General features: G+C 66.8%; 12 protein-coding genes and 2 rRNA genes (1 of these 14 running past the window's edge). 11 read left to right on the top strand and 3 right to left on the bottom strand.

What is annotated here, in order from left to right; genetic code table 11:
• From E0500_RS12090 to E0500_RS12135, 10 genes are all read left to right on the top strand, one after another.
• Nucleotides 1–2,327 (top strand): 23S ribosomal RNA (locus E0500_RS12090); it begins 797 nt to the left of the window's first position.
• An 88-nt stretch (nt 2,328–2,415) separates the two neighbouring features.
• A 5S ribosomal RNA gene (gene rrf / locus E0500_RS12095) occupies nt 2,416–2,532 on the top strand.
• 61 nt (nt 2,533–2,593) lie between these two features.
• Nucleotides 2,594–3,238: an HAD family phosphatase gene (locus E0500_RS12100; protein ID WP_131571703.1), complete on the top strand. Its 645-nt coding sequence runs from the start codon at nt 2,594–2,596 to the stop codon at nt 3,236–3,238.
• 55 nt (nt 3,239–3,293) lie between these two features.
• A complete protein-coding gene (locus E0500_RS12105) occupies nt 3,294–4,517 on the top strand; it encodes an MFS transporter (RefSeq protein ID WP_131571701.1) in 1,224 nt (407 codons plus the stop codon).
• On the top strand, nt 4,468–5,661 hold the full coding sequence (locus tag E0500_RS12110) for an acetoin utilization protein AcuC (protein ID WP_131571698.1): 1,194 nt from the start codon (nt 4,468–4,470) through the stop codon (nt 5,659–5,661). The genes E0500_RS12105 and E0500_RS12110 overlap by 50 nt, the downstream gene beginning before the upstream one ends.
• Before the next feature lie 273 nt (nt 5,662–5,934).
• Nucleotides 5,935–6,750, top strand: a complete 816-nt coding sequence (locus tag E0500_RS12115; protein ID WP_131571695.1) for a phosphatase — start codon at nt 5,935–5,937, stop codon at nt 6,748–6,750.
• Between the two features lie 129 nt (nt 6,751–6,879).
• A complete protein-coding gene (locus E0500_RS12120) occupies nt 6,880–7,092 on the top strand; it encodes a helix-turn-helix domain-containing protein (RefSeq protein WP_004984898.1) in 213 nt (70 codons plus the stop codon).
• Nucleotides 7,093–7,257: 165 nt separating this feature from the next.
• Nucleotides 7,258–7,356, top strand: a complete 99-nt coding sequence (locus tag E0500_RS12125; protein WP_003948845.1) for a 30S ribosomal protein bS22 — start codon at nt 7,258–7,260, stop codon at nt 7,354–7,356.
• A 418-nt stretch (nt 7,357–7,774) separates the two neighbouring features.
• Nucleotides 7,775–8,836: an NAD-dependent epimerase/dehydratase family protein gene (locus E0500_RS12130; RefSeq protein ID WP_131571692.1), complete on the top strand. Its 1,062-nt coding sequence runs from the start codon at nt 7,775–7,777 to the stop codon at nt 8,834–8,836.
• A 14-nt stretch (nt 8,837–8,850) separates the two neighbouring features.
• Nucleotides 8,851–9,912: a lysophospholipid acyltransferase family protein gene (locus tag E0500_RS12135; protein ID WP_131571689.1), complete on the top strand. Its 1,062-nt coding sequence runs from the start codon at nt 8,851–8,853 to the stop codon at nt 9,910–9,912.
• 101 nt (nt 9,913–10,013) lie between these two features.
• Here the strand turns inward: E0500_RS12135 and E0500_RS12140 are convergent, their stop codons facing one another.
• The 3 genes from E0500_RS12140 to E0500_RS12150 form a co-directional block, all read right to left on the bottom strand.
• The gene (locus E0500_RS12140; RefSeq protein WP_181586965.1) at nt 10,014–11,291 is read right to left on the bottom strand and encodes a DUF5667 domain-containing protein; all 1,278 of its coding nucleotides are present in this window, start codon (nt 11,289–11,291) and stop codon (nt 10,014–10,016) included.
• Between the two features lie 238 nt (nt 11,292–11,529).
• The gene (locus E0500_RS12145; RefSeq protein WP_131568374.1) at nt 11,530–12,303 is read right to left on the bottom strand and encodes an ECF subfamily RNA polymerase sigma factor, BldN family; all 774 of its coding nucleotides are present in this window, start codon (nt 12,301–12,303) and stop codon (nt 11,530–11,532) included.
• A 672-nt stretch (nt 12,304–12,975) separates the two neighbouring features.
• Nucleotides 12,976–13,896 (bottom strand): HAD family phosphatase, encoded by a 921-nt coding sequence (locus E0500_RS12150; RefSeq protein ID WP_131568376.1) that lies wholly within the window; start codon nt 13,894–13,896, stop codon nt 12,976–12,978.
• Between the two features lie 326 nt (nt 13,897–14,222).
• Here E0500_RS12150 and E0500_RS43750 point away from each other — a divergent pair, with 326 nt between their 5' ends.
• Entirely contained in the window at nt 14,223–14,456 is a 234-nt protein-coding gene (locus tag E0500_RS43750) for a glutaredoxin family protein (protein ID WP_258573267.1), read from the top strand.
• Nucleotides 14,457–14,706: the final 250 nt, after the last annotated feature.

The raw sequence follows: 14,706 nt of genomic DNA on the forward strand, positions 1-14,706 counted from the left end.
ATGGGCAGGTTGAAGCGGAGGTAAGACTTCGTGGAGGACCGAACCCACCAGGGTTGAAAACCTGGGGGATGACCTGTGGTTAGGGGTGAAAGGCCAATCAAACTCCGTGATAGCTGGTTCTCCCCGAAATGCATTTAGGTGCAGCGTCGTGTGTTTCTTGCCGGAGGTAGAGCACTGGATAGGCGATGGGCCCTACCGGGTTACTGACCTTAGCCAAACTCCGAATGCCGGTAAGTGAGAGCGCGGCAGTGAGACTGTGGGGGATAAGCTCCATGGTCGAGAGGGAAACAGCCCAGAGCATCGACTAAGGCCCCTAAGCGTACGCTAAGTGGGAAAGGATGTGGAGTCGCAGAGACAACCAGGAGGTTGGCTTAGAAGCAGCCACCCTTGAAAGAGTGCGTAATAGCTCACTGGTCTAGTGATTCCGCGCCGACAATGTAGCGGGGCTCAAGCGTACCGCCGAAGTCGTGTCATTCACACATATGGCCCTAACGGGTGTGTGGATGGGTAGGGGAGCGTCGTGTGCCGGGTGAAGCAGCCGTGGAAGCGAGTTGTGGACGGTTCACGAGTGAGAATGCAGGCATGAGTAGCGATTCACACGTGGGAAACGTGTGCGCCGATTGACTAAGGGTTCCTGGGTCAAGCTGATCTGCCCAGGGTAAGTCGGGACCTAAGGCGAGGTCGACAGGCGTAGTCGATGGATAACCGGTTGATATTCCGGTACCCGCTGTGAAGCGTCAAACATCGAGCATCGTGATGCTAAGGCCGTGAAGCCGTTCCGGACCCTTCGGGGAATGGAAAGTGGTGGAGCCGCTGAACCAAGCGGTTAGTAGGTGAGTGATGGGGTGACGCAGGAAGGTAGTCCATCCCGGGCGGTGGTTGTCCCGGGGTAAGGGTGTAGCCCGAGTGGTAGGTAAATCCGCCGCTCTTGCAGGGTGAGACCTGATGCCGAGCCGATTGTGGTGAAGTGGATGATCCTATGCTGTCGAGAAAAGCCTCTAGCGAGTTTTATGGCGGCCCGTACCCTAAACCGACTCAGGTGGTCTGGTAGAGAATACCGAGGCGTTCGGGTGAACTATGGTTAAGGAACTCGGCAAAATGCCCCCGTAACTTCGGGAGAAGGGGGGCCATTCCTGGTGATCCAATTTTCTTGGTGAGCTGGGGGTGGCCGCAGAGACCAGCGAGAAGCGACTGTTTACTAAAAACACAGGTCCGTGCGAAGCCGTAAGGCGATGTATACGGACTGACGCCTGCCCGGTGCTGGAACGTTAAGGGGACCGGTTAGCTCACTTTCGGGTGGGCGAAGCTGAGAACTTAAGCGCCAGTAAACGGCGGTGGTAACTATAACCATCCTAAGGTAGCGAAATTCCTTGTCGGGTAAGTTCCGACCTGCACGAATGGCGTAACGACTTCTCGACTGTCTCAACCATAGGCCCGGTGAAATTGCACTACGAGTAAAGATGCTCGTTTCGCGCAGCAGGACGGAAAGACCCCGGGACCTTTACTACAGTTTGATATTGGTGTTCGGTTCGGCTTGTGTAGGATAGCTGGGAGACTGTGAAGCGTGGACGCCAGTTCATGTGGAGTCGTCGTTGAAATACCAGTCTGGTCGTGCTGGATGTCTAACCTGGGTCCGTGATCCGGATCAGGGACAGTGTCTGATGGGTAGTTTAACTGGGGCGGTTGCCTCCTAAAGGGTAACGGAGGCGCCCAAAGGTTCCCTCAGCCTGGTTGGCAATCAGGTGTTGAGTGTAAGTGCACAAGGGAGCTTGACTGTGAGACCGACGGGTCGAGCAGGGACGAAAGTCGGGACTAGTGATCCGGCGGTGGCTTGTGGAAGCGCCGTCGCTCAACGGATAAAAGGTACCCCGGGGATAACAGGCTGATCTTCCCCAAGAGTCCATATCGACGGGATGGTTTGGCACCTCGATGTCGGCTCGTCGCATCCTGGGGCTGGAGTCGGTCCCAAGGGTTGGGCTGTTCGCCCATTAAAGCGGTACGCGAGCTGGGTTTAGAACGTCGTGAGACAGTTCGGTCCCTATCCGCTGTGCGCGTAGGAGTCTTGAGAAGGGCTGTCCCTAGTACGAGAGGACCGGGACGGACGAACCTCTGGTGTGCCAGTTGTTCTGCCAAGGGCATGGCTGGTTGGCTACGTTCGGGAGGGATAACCGCTGAAAGCATCTAAGCGGGAAGCCTGCTTCGAGATGAGGACTCCCACCCACTTGATGGGGTAAGGCTCCCAGTAGACGACTGGGTTGATAGGCCAGGTCTGGAAGCCCGGTAACGGGTGGAGGTGACTGGTACTAATAGGCCGAGGGCTTGTCCTCAGTTGCTCGCGTCCACTGTGTTGGTTCTGAAACCACGAACAACCCCACGTTTGCCACAGGCGTGGTGCGGTTGAGTGTTTCATAGTGTTTCGGTGGTCATAGCGTGAGGGAAACGCCCGGTTACATTCCGAACCCGGAAGCTAAGCCTTACAGCGCCGATGGTACTGCAGGGGGGACCCTGTGGGAGAGTAGGACACCGCCGAACAAATATTGAGAAATCCCCCGTGCCATTCGGCACGGGGGATTTCTGCGTTTAGGGTCGACTTATGCGCTATGACCTCGTGATCTTTGACAACGACGGTGTTCTCGTCGACAGTGAGCCGATTTCCAACCGGCTCCTGGCCGCGTACCTCACCGAGTTGGGGCACCCCACCTCGTACGAGGAGTCCATACGGGACTACATGGGGTCGGCCATGCACAGGGTGCACGAACTCGTCCTGGAGCGGACGGGGGAGCCGCTGCCCGGGGATTTCGACGATGTCTTTCACCGGCGGGTATTCGCCGCGTTCGAGCGGGAGTTGGAGCCGGTGGACGGTGTGGTCGCTGTGCTGGAGAAACTCGTCGCGGACAGGGTGCCGTACTGCGTGGCGTCGTCCGGGAACCATGAGCGGATTCGGGTGGGGCATCGGAAGACCGGGCTCGACCGGTGGTTCGGCGACGGACTCGTCTTCAGCGCGCAGGACGTGGGGCGGGGGAAGCCGGCGCCGGATCTCTTCCTGTACGCGGCCCAGCGGATGGGGGTTGCCCCGGACCGGTGTGTGGTCGTCGAGGACAGTCCTCTCGGGGTGCTGGCGGCCCGGGCGGCCGGGATGGACGTGTACGGGTTCACGGGGATGACGCCCGCGGAGAGGCTGTCTGGGGCCAGGGGGTGCTTCTCGGACATGGGGGAGCTGGTCGGACTGCTTAGTTGAGCAGTATTCAACTTCCTCTACCCATGGGTAGCTCAGGGCCCTACGCTGTGCCGCCATGACAGATGTGCTGCGGCGTGGCCGGGCCTCGTTGGCGTTCAGCTTCTTCGCCCAGGGTGTCGCCTTCGCACTGCTGGTGACGCGGATTCCGGCCATTCAGGATCGGTACGGCGTCTCCGACGCCTTGTTGCCGGCCTTCCTTGCCGCCGTGCCGGTTCTGGCCGGTGTGGGGAGCGTGTGCACCGAGCAACTCGTGAAGCGGGTGCCGCCCAGCCGGGTGCTGCGCTGGTCGCAGCCCGTCGTGCTGCTCGCCCTTCTCGGCGTGGGAGCCGGGGAGCACATGGCCGAGCTCGCTGTCGCGCTGGCCGCGTTCGGGCTCGCTGTGGGGGCGCTGGACGCGTCCATGAACATGCTCGGGGTGAGCCTCCAGCGGTCGTACGGGCAGAGCATCATGCTCGGCTTTCATGCCGCGTACAGCCTGGGCGGGATCCTGGGGGCCTCGCTCGCGTGGGTGGGGGCGCACTGGGAGCTCGCACTGGTCGTGTCGTATCTGCCGGTCGTGGTGGTGCTGCTGCCGGCCGCGTTCGTGGGGAGCCGGTGGTACGTGGACGCGGGTGCCCCGGAGCAGAAGCAGGAGGAGGGCGCGGCAGCGGGGGAGAGCGGGGGCGTCGTCTTCAAGGTGCTGCTGCCGCTCTGTCTCGTGATGGCGTTCGCTTATATCGGGGACTCGACCGTTTCCAACTGGAGCGCGAAGTACCTGCAGGACGTGCTGGGGAGCTCGGAGCAGCTCGCGACCGTTCCGTACAACGTCTATATGGTCACCACTCTGCTCGGGCGGGCCATCGGGGACTTCGGGGTGCGGCGGTTCGGGGCGGTGGCCGTGGTGCGGATGGGCTCGCTGGTGGCCGGGCTCGGGTTCGCGGTGGTGGCCGGGGCGCCGGGGGCGTGGGTCGGGATGCTCGGGTTCACCCTGTTGGGGCTCGGGCTGTGTGTGATCGTGCCGCAGACGTTCGCGGCGGCCGGGAGGCTGTTTCCGGGGGCTTCGGATGCGGCCGTCGCGCGGCTGAACATCTTCAACTATGTGGGGTTCCTGGTCGGTTCGCCGTTGGTGGGGGTGCTGGGGGACGCCTGGAGCTATCGCGGGGCGATGCTCGTGCCGATGGTGTTGGTGCTGGTGACCCTCGTGTACGCCCGGTCGTTCGATCCTCAACCGGCCCGATACGGTGGCGGGCATGAGCGGTCGCGCACAGCTGATGTGGGACGAGGCAGTAACGGGCTATGACTTCGGTCCGGACCATCCGATGGATCCGGTCCGGCTGGCGCTGACCAGGGACTTGGTGAGTGCCTTCGGGCTCGACAAGGGGCCTGGGGGCGGTGCGGAAGGGCTTGAGGTCGTTTCCGCCAAGCCTGCCGGGGAGTCGACGTTGCGGCTCGTGCACCGTGAGGACTACGTGGAGGCGGTCAAGGCCGCGTCCGGGGATCCGGGGGCGGCCGACGGGTCGTACGGGCTGGGAACCATGGACGATCCCGCGTTCGCCGGTATGCACGAGGTGTCCGCGCTGATCGCGGGGCAGTCCGTGGGGGCCGCGGAGGCCGTGTGGCGGGGGGACGCGCTGCACGCGGTGAACTTCTCCGGTGGGCTGCACCACGCGATGCCGGGTGGGGCGTCCGGGTTCTGCATCTACAACGACGCCTCGCTGGCGATCGCGCGGTTGCTCGAGCTGGGCGCTGAGCGGGTCGCGTACGTCGACGTGGACGTGCATCACGGCGACGGGGTGCAGGCCGCGTTCTGGGAGGATCCGCGGGTGCTGACGATCTCGTTGCACGAGCATCCTCGGACGTTGTTCCCGCAGACCGGGTGGCCGGAGGAGACCGGGGCGGAGAGTGCCCAGGGGTCGGCTGTGAACGTGGCCCTGCCGGCGGGGACCGGGGACGCGGGGTGGCTGCGGGCGTTCCACGCGGTCGTACCCGAGGTGATCGAGGACTTTCGGCCCCAGGTGCTGGTGACGCAGCACGGGGCCGATACGCATTTCGAGGATCCGTTGGCGCATCTTGCGGTCTCGTTGGACGCTCAGCGGGCCGTGCAGGTCGCCTGTCACGACCTGGCGCACGAGTACGCGGACGGGCGGTGGGTCGCCCTGGGCGGGGGCGGGTACGCCGTGGTGGAAGTGGTGCCGCGGTCGTGGACGCATCTTGTGGCCATTGCGGCGGGGCGGCCGATCGAGCCCGAGGCGATGATTCCCGAGGAGTGGCGGCAGACGGTGTTCGCGCGGACGCGGCAGCTGGCGCCCGCGAGGATGACCGATGGGCGGTGGCCGGTGGTGTGGGCCGACTGGGAGGCGGGGTACGACCCGGCGGACCGGCTGGATCAGGCCGTGCTGGCCACGCGTCGGGCGGTGTTTCCGTTGCGGGGGTTGTTGCCGTAAGGGGTTTTCTCGCCCCCGCCGCCCCTACCTTTCCCATCCCCAGAGGGCTTCGCCCCCAGGCCCGCGTTGGGGGGGTGGTTGAGGTGGGTGGGTTGGCTGCGGGTTCGTCGTGGTTGGTCGCGCCCACGCGGCGGAGCCGCATGTCGGCACAGCCCGCGCCCCTTTTTGGCCTGACGGCCTCAGACACCGTCCTGGCTGCTTGGGTTACGCCGACCGTGCGGTCTTTCCCTGTTCCCGACGATCCCTCCCCGCCGATACGCCACCATCACCCCCGTGTTGAGCACCGGAGCGCTGCGGGAGCATCTGTTGGCTGCCGGGCTTGCGGGGGTCGTGGCCACTACGCGGGAGGCGAGCCTGCGGAGTTATCGGCTGTTCGCGGCTCGGGATCCCCGGGTGTTGATGGGGCTGGATCCCGAGGGGAGTTGGGGACAGTCGGAGCTGATCGCGTTGATGGCGGACAGGTGCGGGGTTTCGGAGGACCCGAGGATCACTTCCGGTCTGGATGCGATCGATCCGGAACTGACTCTGGCGGCTCTGGACGCCTTTGCGGAACGTCTTGCGGAGGCCGCGCGGCGCAGGGTGCCGGTGCTTCTCGGGACAGGACATCCCCATCGACTGCTCGGGTTCTACGGCGGCCTGGCAGACGCCTTGTCGGCGGCTGGGTGTGAGGTCCTCACCCCCGCGAAGGGTAGACGTGTCGACATAACGACCCGGTTCGGTCTACGCACGCACAACCTCGACTACGCACGAGGGGTCGCGCTGGTACGCGAACCCGGCGCCCGGAGCTCCGGTTGTGAGACCGGCGCGCACACGCATTCACCACTCCCGGTTCGTACCGTTCTGGCCGCTGCCGCGGAGCGCGGGGGGCCGCTCCCGGAACTCGTCATCGGGGACCACGGCTGGGTCTGCGGGGCAGGTCAGCTGGGGTTCGAGGTGATGGGGCTCGCGGATACGGACGATCCCGCGCTCTTCGTCGGCCAGGCGGAGGGGCGAGTGTCCGTGGTCGTTCCACTTGATGACGCTGTGCGGTCTGATTACTACCGACCGCTTACCCGCTACGTACTCAATCGAGCGTGTCTGTCACAGTAAGGCGCCGATGCCATCCCCTCTTCCCCACTCGCATCACCCGCCCCTACATTGGGGAGTGAGCACGCAACGACGAAGAGTCACCGGAAGGGGAAGCCGGTGGCCGTCGAGTGCGGAAGGTTCAGGTGTGTCATGGCTGCAGCTGGCGAGAGGCCTCTGAACGAGGTTCAGTTCCTGACCGTGGCGGAAGTCGCCTCGGTGATGCGAGTGTCGAAGATGACCGTGTACCGGTTGGTGCACAGCGGTCATCTGCCGGCGATCCGGGTGGGGAGGTCGTTCCGGGTGCCGGAGCAAGCGGTCCACGAGTACCTTCGCGAGAGTTATGTGGGGGTGGAGACAGCCTGACGGCGTACGGGTGTTGAGGGGTCACGGGTTCCTGCGGGACTCCCGGGGCTCCTCGGCTCCCCCTCGATTACGAGCTCAGCTCTCGGGCGGGTAGGCTAGCCCCTCGTAGGTCGTGTGGGCCCATGGCCCTCAGCACCGAGTGAAGAGAAGTGAGCGAGGGTAGTCGTGGGCTCTGTTATCAAGAAGCGGCGCAAGCGGATGGCGAAGAAGAAGCACCGCAAGCTGCTCAAGCGCACCCGCGTTCAGCGTCGCAACAAGAAGTAAGGCAGACCCCGAGGGTGGTGAATCCACCCGGGGGCTGACCCCGTCCACGGGGTACGGCCCCGCGAGGGGTTCGTACCCGTCGAGGGCAGGTCCCTCCAGGGGTGCGCCTTACGGCTCTGTGCGAGCGCTGCGACAGCGCGCTCTGTGGCCCCCCACCAGTCGGTGGGGGGCCACAGCCATGTCCGGGGGCATGGAACGCATGGAGCATCCCGCGCTGTGCGTACGTCTGTGTGTGCCCGGTGGCCCGGTCCCGTCGTGCGACCGCTCGTACGACAGCGGGAACTCGTCACTTCGTGCATCGGGCGGTCATCACAGCGCAACGCCGACCCGCTAACGTGGCCGGACATACGAGGAACGCGACAGAGTACGAGCAGCACCGCACAGGTGTGTGCCGGCGTCTGGAAGGAAGGCGTTGATCTTGGGCAAGGTCGTGCTCGTGACCGGGGTGGCCCGTCAGCTGGGAGGTCGGTTCGTACGACGGATCCAGCGTGACCCGGAGGTCGACCGTGTGGTCGCGGTGGACGCGCTGCCGCCCGAGCATCATCTCGGCGGCGCGGACTTCGTGCAGGCCGACATCCGGCAGCCGACGATAGGGCGTGTGCTGGCCGAGCACGGCGTGGACACCGTGGTCCACATGGACGTCACGGGCACCCCGTTGGGCAGCGGCAGCCGGACAACGGTCAAGGAGACCAACGTCATCGGCACCATGCAGCTGCTCGGCGCCTGCCAGAAGTCCCCGGCGGTCAAGCGGCTCGTGGTGAAGTCCAGTACGAACGTGTACGGGTCCGCGCCGCGCGATCCGGCCGTGTTCACGGAGACGATGCCGCCCAAATCGCTGCCGAGCGGTGGCTTCGCGAAGGACACGGTCGAGGTCGAGGGGTATGTGCGCGGGTTCGCGCGGCGGCGGCCCGATGTGGCCGTGTGCGTGCTGAGGTTCGCCAACATCCTGGGGCCGTGCGCCGACTCGCCGCTCGCCTCGTACTTCTCGCTGCCGGTGCTGCCGACGGTGCTCGGCTACGACCCGCGGCTGCAGTTCGTGCACGAGGACGACGTGATCGAGGTGCTGCGGATCGCCTCGCACGAGCCGGCGCGCTCCACGCTCAACAGCGGCACGTTCAATGTCGCCGGCGACGGGGTGCTGCTGCTGTCGCAGTGTGCGCGGAGGCTCGGGCGGCCCACGGTGCCGCTGCTGATGCCCGCGCTCAGCTGGGCGGGCTCCGTGGTGCGTACCCTGGGTGTGACGGACTTCTCGCCGGAGCAGCTCCGGCTGCTGACCCACGGGCGGGTCGTGTCGACGGCCCAGATGCGCGAGACGTTGGGCTACAGACCCAAGTACACGACAGCGGAGACGTTCGCGGACTTCGCTCGCAGCCGCGGTTCCGGGCTGCTGCCGCCGGAGGCCCTTTCGAGGGCCGTCGACCGGATTGCCGCACTGCCCGCACTGGGTGGTGGCCACCCCCCGACGCAGAGCGCCAACTGAGGAGCGCATCAACGATGGCGGACGCCAAGGTCATTCCGTTCGACGACGACCGGTCGCGCGCCGGTGCCCCGCAGCGCCCGCCGCGTCGCCGGAGTGCTGGGGGGAGCCGGCGCAAGCGCGACTCCGCGCGGGTCGCCGAGGTTCAGGAACTGCAGGAACGGCAGCTCGGGCAGGATGATGTTCCTGTGACGAGTGAGCAGCCGGAGGCTCCAGGAGGGCCCCAGAAGTCCCAGGACGGCGGTCTGGAGCGTCGTATCGCCGGTGGGCTGGCCTTCCTGCGGAAGCGGCTGACCGGCGACTACGAGATCGACGACTTCGGGTACGACGCCGAGCTGACCGACCAGGTCCTGATGTCCCTGTTGCGGCCGGTGTACGAGAAGTACTTCCGGGTCGAGGTGAAGGGCATCGAGAACATCCCGTCCGAGGGTGGGGCACTGATCGTTGCCAACCACTCCGGGACACTGCCGCTGGACGGCCTGATGATGCAGGTCGCGGTGCACGACAACCATCCGGCGGGCCGCCACTTGCGGCTTCTGGCGGCGGACCTGGTGTTCATGTTGCCGGTGGTGAACGAGCTGGCCCGCAAGGCCGGCCACACACTGGCGTGCGCGGAGGACGCTGAGCGGCTCTTGGCGCGCGGTGAGCTGGTCGGGGTGATGCCCGAGGGGTTCAAGGGCATCGGCAAGCCATTCAACGAGCGGTACAAGCTCCAGCGCTTCGGCCGCGGCGGTTTCGTGTCGACCGCCCTGCGGCAGGGCACGCCGATCATCCCGTGCTCGATCGTGGGCGCGGAGGAGATCTACCCGATGATCGGTAACGCCAAGACGCTGGCGCGGCTGCTGGGCTTCCCGTACTTCCCGATCACGCCGACGTTCCCGTGGCTCGGTCCGCTGGGCGCGGTTCCGCTGCCGACGAAGTGGACGATCCAGTTCGGCGAGCCCATCCCGACGGACGGCTATCCGCCGGAGGCCACCGATGACCCGATGCTGATGTTCAACCTGACGGACCAGGTCAGGGAGCAGATTCAGCACACGCTGTACAAGCTGTTGGTGCAGCGGCGGTCGGTGTTCTTCTGAGGGGCGCTTCTGCCGAGCGCCGCGTCGTGGGCGGGTACGCAGGTACGGCGGTGGGGGCGCCCTTCTGTTGAGGGGCGCCCCCACCGCCGTACCGCAGGAATCTAGTTCGCGTCCTTGCTGTCGATGCCCAGGCCGGGCAGGAGGCCAGGGAGGAGCGGGGGCAGGGTGACGTCCGGGGCCGGGGCCGGGGTGCTCTTGCCGGACGACGGGGACGGGCTGCTGGTGTTGTCCTTGGGCGGGTCCAGCAGGCCGCCCGTGTTGCCGCCGAGCAGACCGTCGCTGCCGCTGTCCGAGCTGGAGGGCTGCGGTTTGCCGCTGCTCTGGCTGTGCCCCGAGGAGCCGCTGCCGCTGGCGCTGGGGGCCGGGCGGTCGGTGTGCGCTGAGCCGGTGGAGCCCGGGCCCGTGCCGCGCTGTTCGTCGCCGGGCTGTACCGGGGGCTGTGGCAGGAGCGACTGGAGCGGGGCGACCTCTTCGTCTATGGCGTCGAAGACCGACGAGACCTGCTGACTGACGTCCCCGAGCTGCACGGGGAGCCGGTCACGCAGCGCTCCCCAGGCCTCGCGGTGGGAACGCGAGAAGGAGGAGAGGGCCTGGATGGGGCCCAGGGACTCGGGATCCCGCTGGTACGCCTCGTGCAGCAGACGGTGGCCCTCCGACGCGTCGTGCCGCATGCCCATGAGGGTGCGGCGGACCTCGCCGAGTGATTCGTGGTCGAGGGCGCCGCGCCGGTCGCGCTCCATGAGCCGGCGGGCCTCGTTGAGCCGGGTGGACGCCTGGTCGAGGTAGAGCTCGCCCCGGTCCGTGCTGTTCTCGGCCCAGGTCAGTTTGAAGTCCTCGATGCCGCGCTTCAGGCCGTACAGCGAGTCACCGGGGAGGGCGTCCGAACTGGCCGCGGCGACACCGCCGAAGGCACCCGCGGCCACACCGACACTGAGCCCGCCCGCGGCGAGCCCCTTGGTCAGCCGTGTACGTGGTCGCAGTTTCCCCAGTGGGCCCGCTCGGTGAGCGCCCCGCGCCCGCTTGCCCCGCCCGCCCGTCTCCCACCACCGCCCTTCTGCGGAAGTCGCTCCGCTCCCCACTTGACTGGGCACCGAAGGGTCCGCCGCCTCGCCTCCCGAAACCGTGCCCTCCTGAAGCATGGTCTCCATCGCGGCCACGAGCTGGGCCCGCTGGACGACCTTGACCTCGGGATCGAGCTCCGGCTTGGGCAGCTCGCCGAGGCCGGTCGCGAGGGCCAACAGGCGGCCCTGCTCGGTCTGTGCCGCGGCGGCCGGGGCCGGTCCTTCGGGCTGCTCGGCCGCCGTGTCCCGGTCGGGCAGCTCCTCCAGAGCCTGGGCGAAGGCGTTCGCCCGCCGGTGCGCCGATACGTTTGCGATCACTGGCGGCACCTCCTCTCGTCATGACGGTCGGCTCCCCAGGGGATTCTGAGGGTTCCACACCCCGACCATTTCCACACGATCGAGTGACCGGTGTCAGCCATGGTGTGACCACAGGGAGCCTGCATCCCGCACAACGAGCGGCGCGGCACATGGGTTACGGACGGCGGATGATCGCTCCGAGAACCCAACGGTCTTTTACGGAAGGTGAGTTGGGAGTCGCTGAGCGTAGGCGGGGTGCTCAGCGGGTGTCTTCCGGCAGGAGCCGGGCGAGAGTGCGGACGGCGCGGTACTGGAGGGTCTTGATCGCACCCTCGTTCTTGCCCATCACACGGGCCGTCTCGGCGACGGAGAGGCCCTGGAGGAAGCGGAGGGTGACGCACTCCTGCTGCTGCGGGTTGAGGCGTCGTACGGCATCGAGGAGCGCGGCGTTGGACAGGGACTCCAGGACGGAGTCCTCGGGGGAGCGCTCGACCTCGTTGGCGTCGAGCATCTCCCCGGTGGTGACTTCCAGGCGGAAACGGCTGGACTTGAAGTGATCGGCGACCAGATTGCGGGCGATCGTCACGAGCCAGGCGCCGAAGTCGCGACCCTGCCAGGTGAAGGTCCCGATCCGGCGCAGGGCGCGCAGAAAGGTCTCGCTGGTGAGGTCCTCGGCGGTCGCCTTTCCGCCCACCCGGTAGTAGATGTAGCGATACACGGTGTCGCTGTACTGGTCGTAGAGCCGTCCGAACGCGTCGGCCTCGCCGGCCTGGGCGCGCTCCACGAGGTCCATCATGCGTGCGCTGTCGCTGTCCGCGGCGGGACGGCGGGCGGTGGTGGTCGAGCCGGTGCGGCCGCGTCTGCTGACCACCGCGCTGCTGTCGGCGAGCGCGTAGCACGGGCTGGCGGGGGCAGCGGGAACGGCGAGCGCGGGCGCGGCGTACGCGGTGGGGACGAAGCGGCGCAACATGTCGAGGACCGTTGCGCGCAGCGTAGCCAGGCCCGAGGCGTCAACCCCGACGTGTGGGTACACGGGACTCCCAGAGGCAGAGCTTCCATCACGTGCAGTACGGGACCGTTCACCCGTCGTAGCGACGGAGGGGTACCGGTTTGCGTCTGAGGAGAATAACGCTTCGTGCAGGCACTGCTACACCCAGTTGCTCAAATCATCGATTACGTCGCTTCTGATACCGATTGACGCCTGTTCAAGTGCCGTTCTGGTACCGCTTGTTGTTCATATGAGTCCGCATTGCGCTTCGCTCGGGGGCGTGTTGTGGCCGGGTTCGGAGGGTGTGACTGGCGGGGGTGATGTGGGGGTAAGGGGTTGTGAATACGGCTCCCTCCGGGGGTGTGGCCGGGGGTGACTCGTCTGCCGGGCTTCTGTGTGTGGCCGACTGCGGGGCGTATGTGGCTGGTCGCGCCCACGAGGCGGAGCCGCATATTCAGCACAGCCCCGCGCCATATTCAGCACAGCCCCGCGCCCCTTAAAAGCACGGGCGCACCCGAGCCCGCGCCCGCCACGCACCCGCAGTCGCGTACGTACGGCAGGGGGTGTGCCGGGAGGTGTCCGCCCGCAGCGGCCGGCGTCCGCCGCCGAGGACCCGCCCCCCCACAGAACCGCCGGACCGAGGACGGAGACCTCTCGGCGCGCCCCCGACCCATGACGAAACCGCAGGCGGCGCGAACCTCCGCCCGTCGGCAGGTGTCAGCGGCGGCGGCGGTGCAGGGCGATCGCGGCGGCCGTGCCGCCGGCCACCGCGCCGACACCCGCTGCTGCGGGGAGGCCGACCTTGGCGGCCTTGCGTGCCGTGCGGTAGTCGCGCAGGCGCCAGTCGAACTGGCGGGCGTGCTTGCGGAGCTTGGTGTCCGGGTTGATCGCGTAGGGGTGGCCCACCAGCGAGAGCATGGGGATGTCGTTGTGCGAGTCGCTGTAGGCCGCGCAGCGCGAGAGGTCCAGGCTCTCCGCGGCCGCCAGCGCGCGTACCGCCTCCGCCTTCGCCGGGCCGTGGAGCGGCTCGCCGACCAGCTTGCCCGTGTAGATGCCGTCGACCGACTCCGCGACCGTACCCAGGGCGCCGGTCAGGCCCAGGCGGCGGGCGATCACCGTGGCGATCTCCACGGGGGCCGCCGTCACCAGCCACACCTTCTGGCCCGCGTCCAGGTGCGCCTGGGCCAGCGCGCGTGTGCCCGGCCAGATGCGTTCCGCCATGTACTCGTCGTAGATCTCCTCGCCGATCGTCATCAGTTCGGCCACCCGGTGGCCCTTGACGATCGAGAGGGCGGAGTCGCGTGCGTCCTGCATGTGCTCGGGGTCCTCGACCCCGGCCAGCCGGAACCACGCCTGCTGCCAGGCGAACCGTGCGAGGTCGCGGGTCTCGAAGAACTTCCGCTTGTACAGGCCCCGACCGAAGTGGAACAGGGCGGCACCCTGCATGACGGTGTTGTCGAGGTCGAAGAAGGCGGCGGCCCGGTCGTCGCCGTGCACGGGGAACTGCGGTTCGGCCTCGCCGGTCAGTTCCTGTTCCTGCGAGGACTTGCGCGCTGCCTCAGCCGAGGCCTCGCCTGCCAAAACGCTCCGCGCCGTGGCGGAGCGCCTACGGGGAGTGAGCCATCCGAGAGCGGCCATAACGCGAGCATAGCCAGTCTGTTCGGTGCTTCCGGAGTTGAGAGGTTTGGAGGGTGTGAACTCTCCGAGGCCGTGTCGTTAAGGAAGCGGTCCGATCGGCGTGTCCCCATGCGGAGGCGGCCGGCCGCGGGCTCGGGCGCGGCCCTGCGGTGCCAGGGGTCCCGCGCGCCGTGAGGAGCGCGAGAATGGCCGACATGAGTCCCTTCTTCAGGCGTGCTGAACGGCGTACGGATAAACACACATCTCAGGGATCTCAGGGGTCTCAAGGGTCCCAGCAGCCCCAGGAGGCCCAAGAGCTCCGGAAGCCTCAGGACCGTCTCGTCACCCTGATCCGTAAGCCCGGCTGCCATCTGTGTGATGACGCCCATGCCGTCATCGAGAAGGTCTGCGGTGAGCTCGGGGTGCCCTGGGAGCAGAAGGACATCACTCAGGACGAGGAGCTGTACCGGAAGTACTGGGAGCAGATTCCGGTCGTGCTCGTGGACGGACAGCAGCACACGTTCTGGCGCGTGAACGAGCAGCGCCTCCGTAAAGCGCTCACATCCGGCCTGACTGAGTAGTCCAACTGGTCCAGAACGTCGCTTAGGATCGAGCCGAACTGGTCTCGGGGGCGGGGATCGTTGAGGAGAGTGTGCGGTTTTGCCCCCATCGAGTGAGGAACGCGTGTGCCCGCGCGCCGGTTCCATACGGATGCGCCGGGGGCGCGTGACCCCGGTCACGTTGCCCGGGCAAATCGGACACCATCTTTGTGCACGCGTTCACAAAGACATAGCCTGCATTCGACGGGGCGGTCTGGGGACGTATGGCCGC

The organism is Streptomyces sp. KM273126 (genome assembly GCF_004337435.2).
Lineage (GTDB): Bacteria > Actinomycetota > Actinomycetes > Streptomycetales > Streptomycetaceae > Streptomyces > Streptomyces acidicola.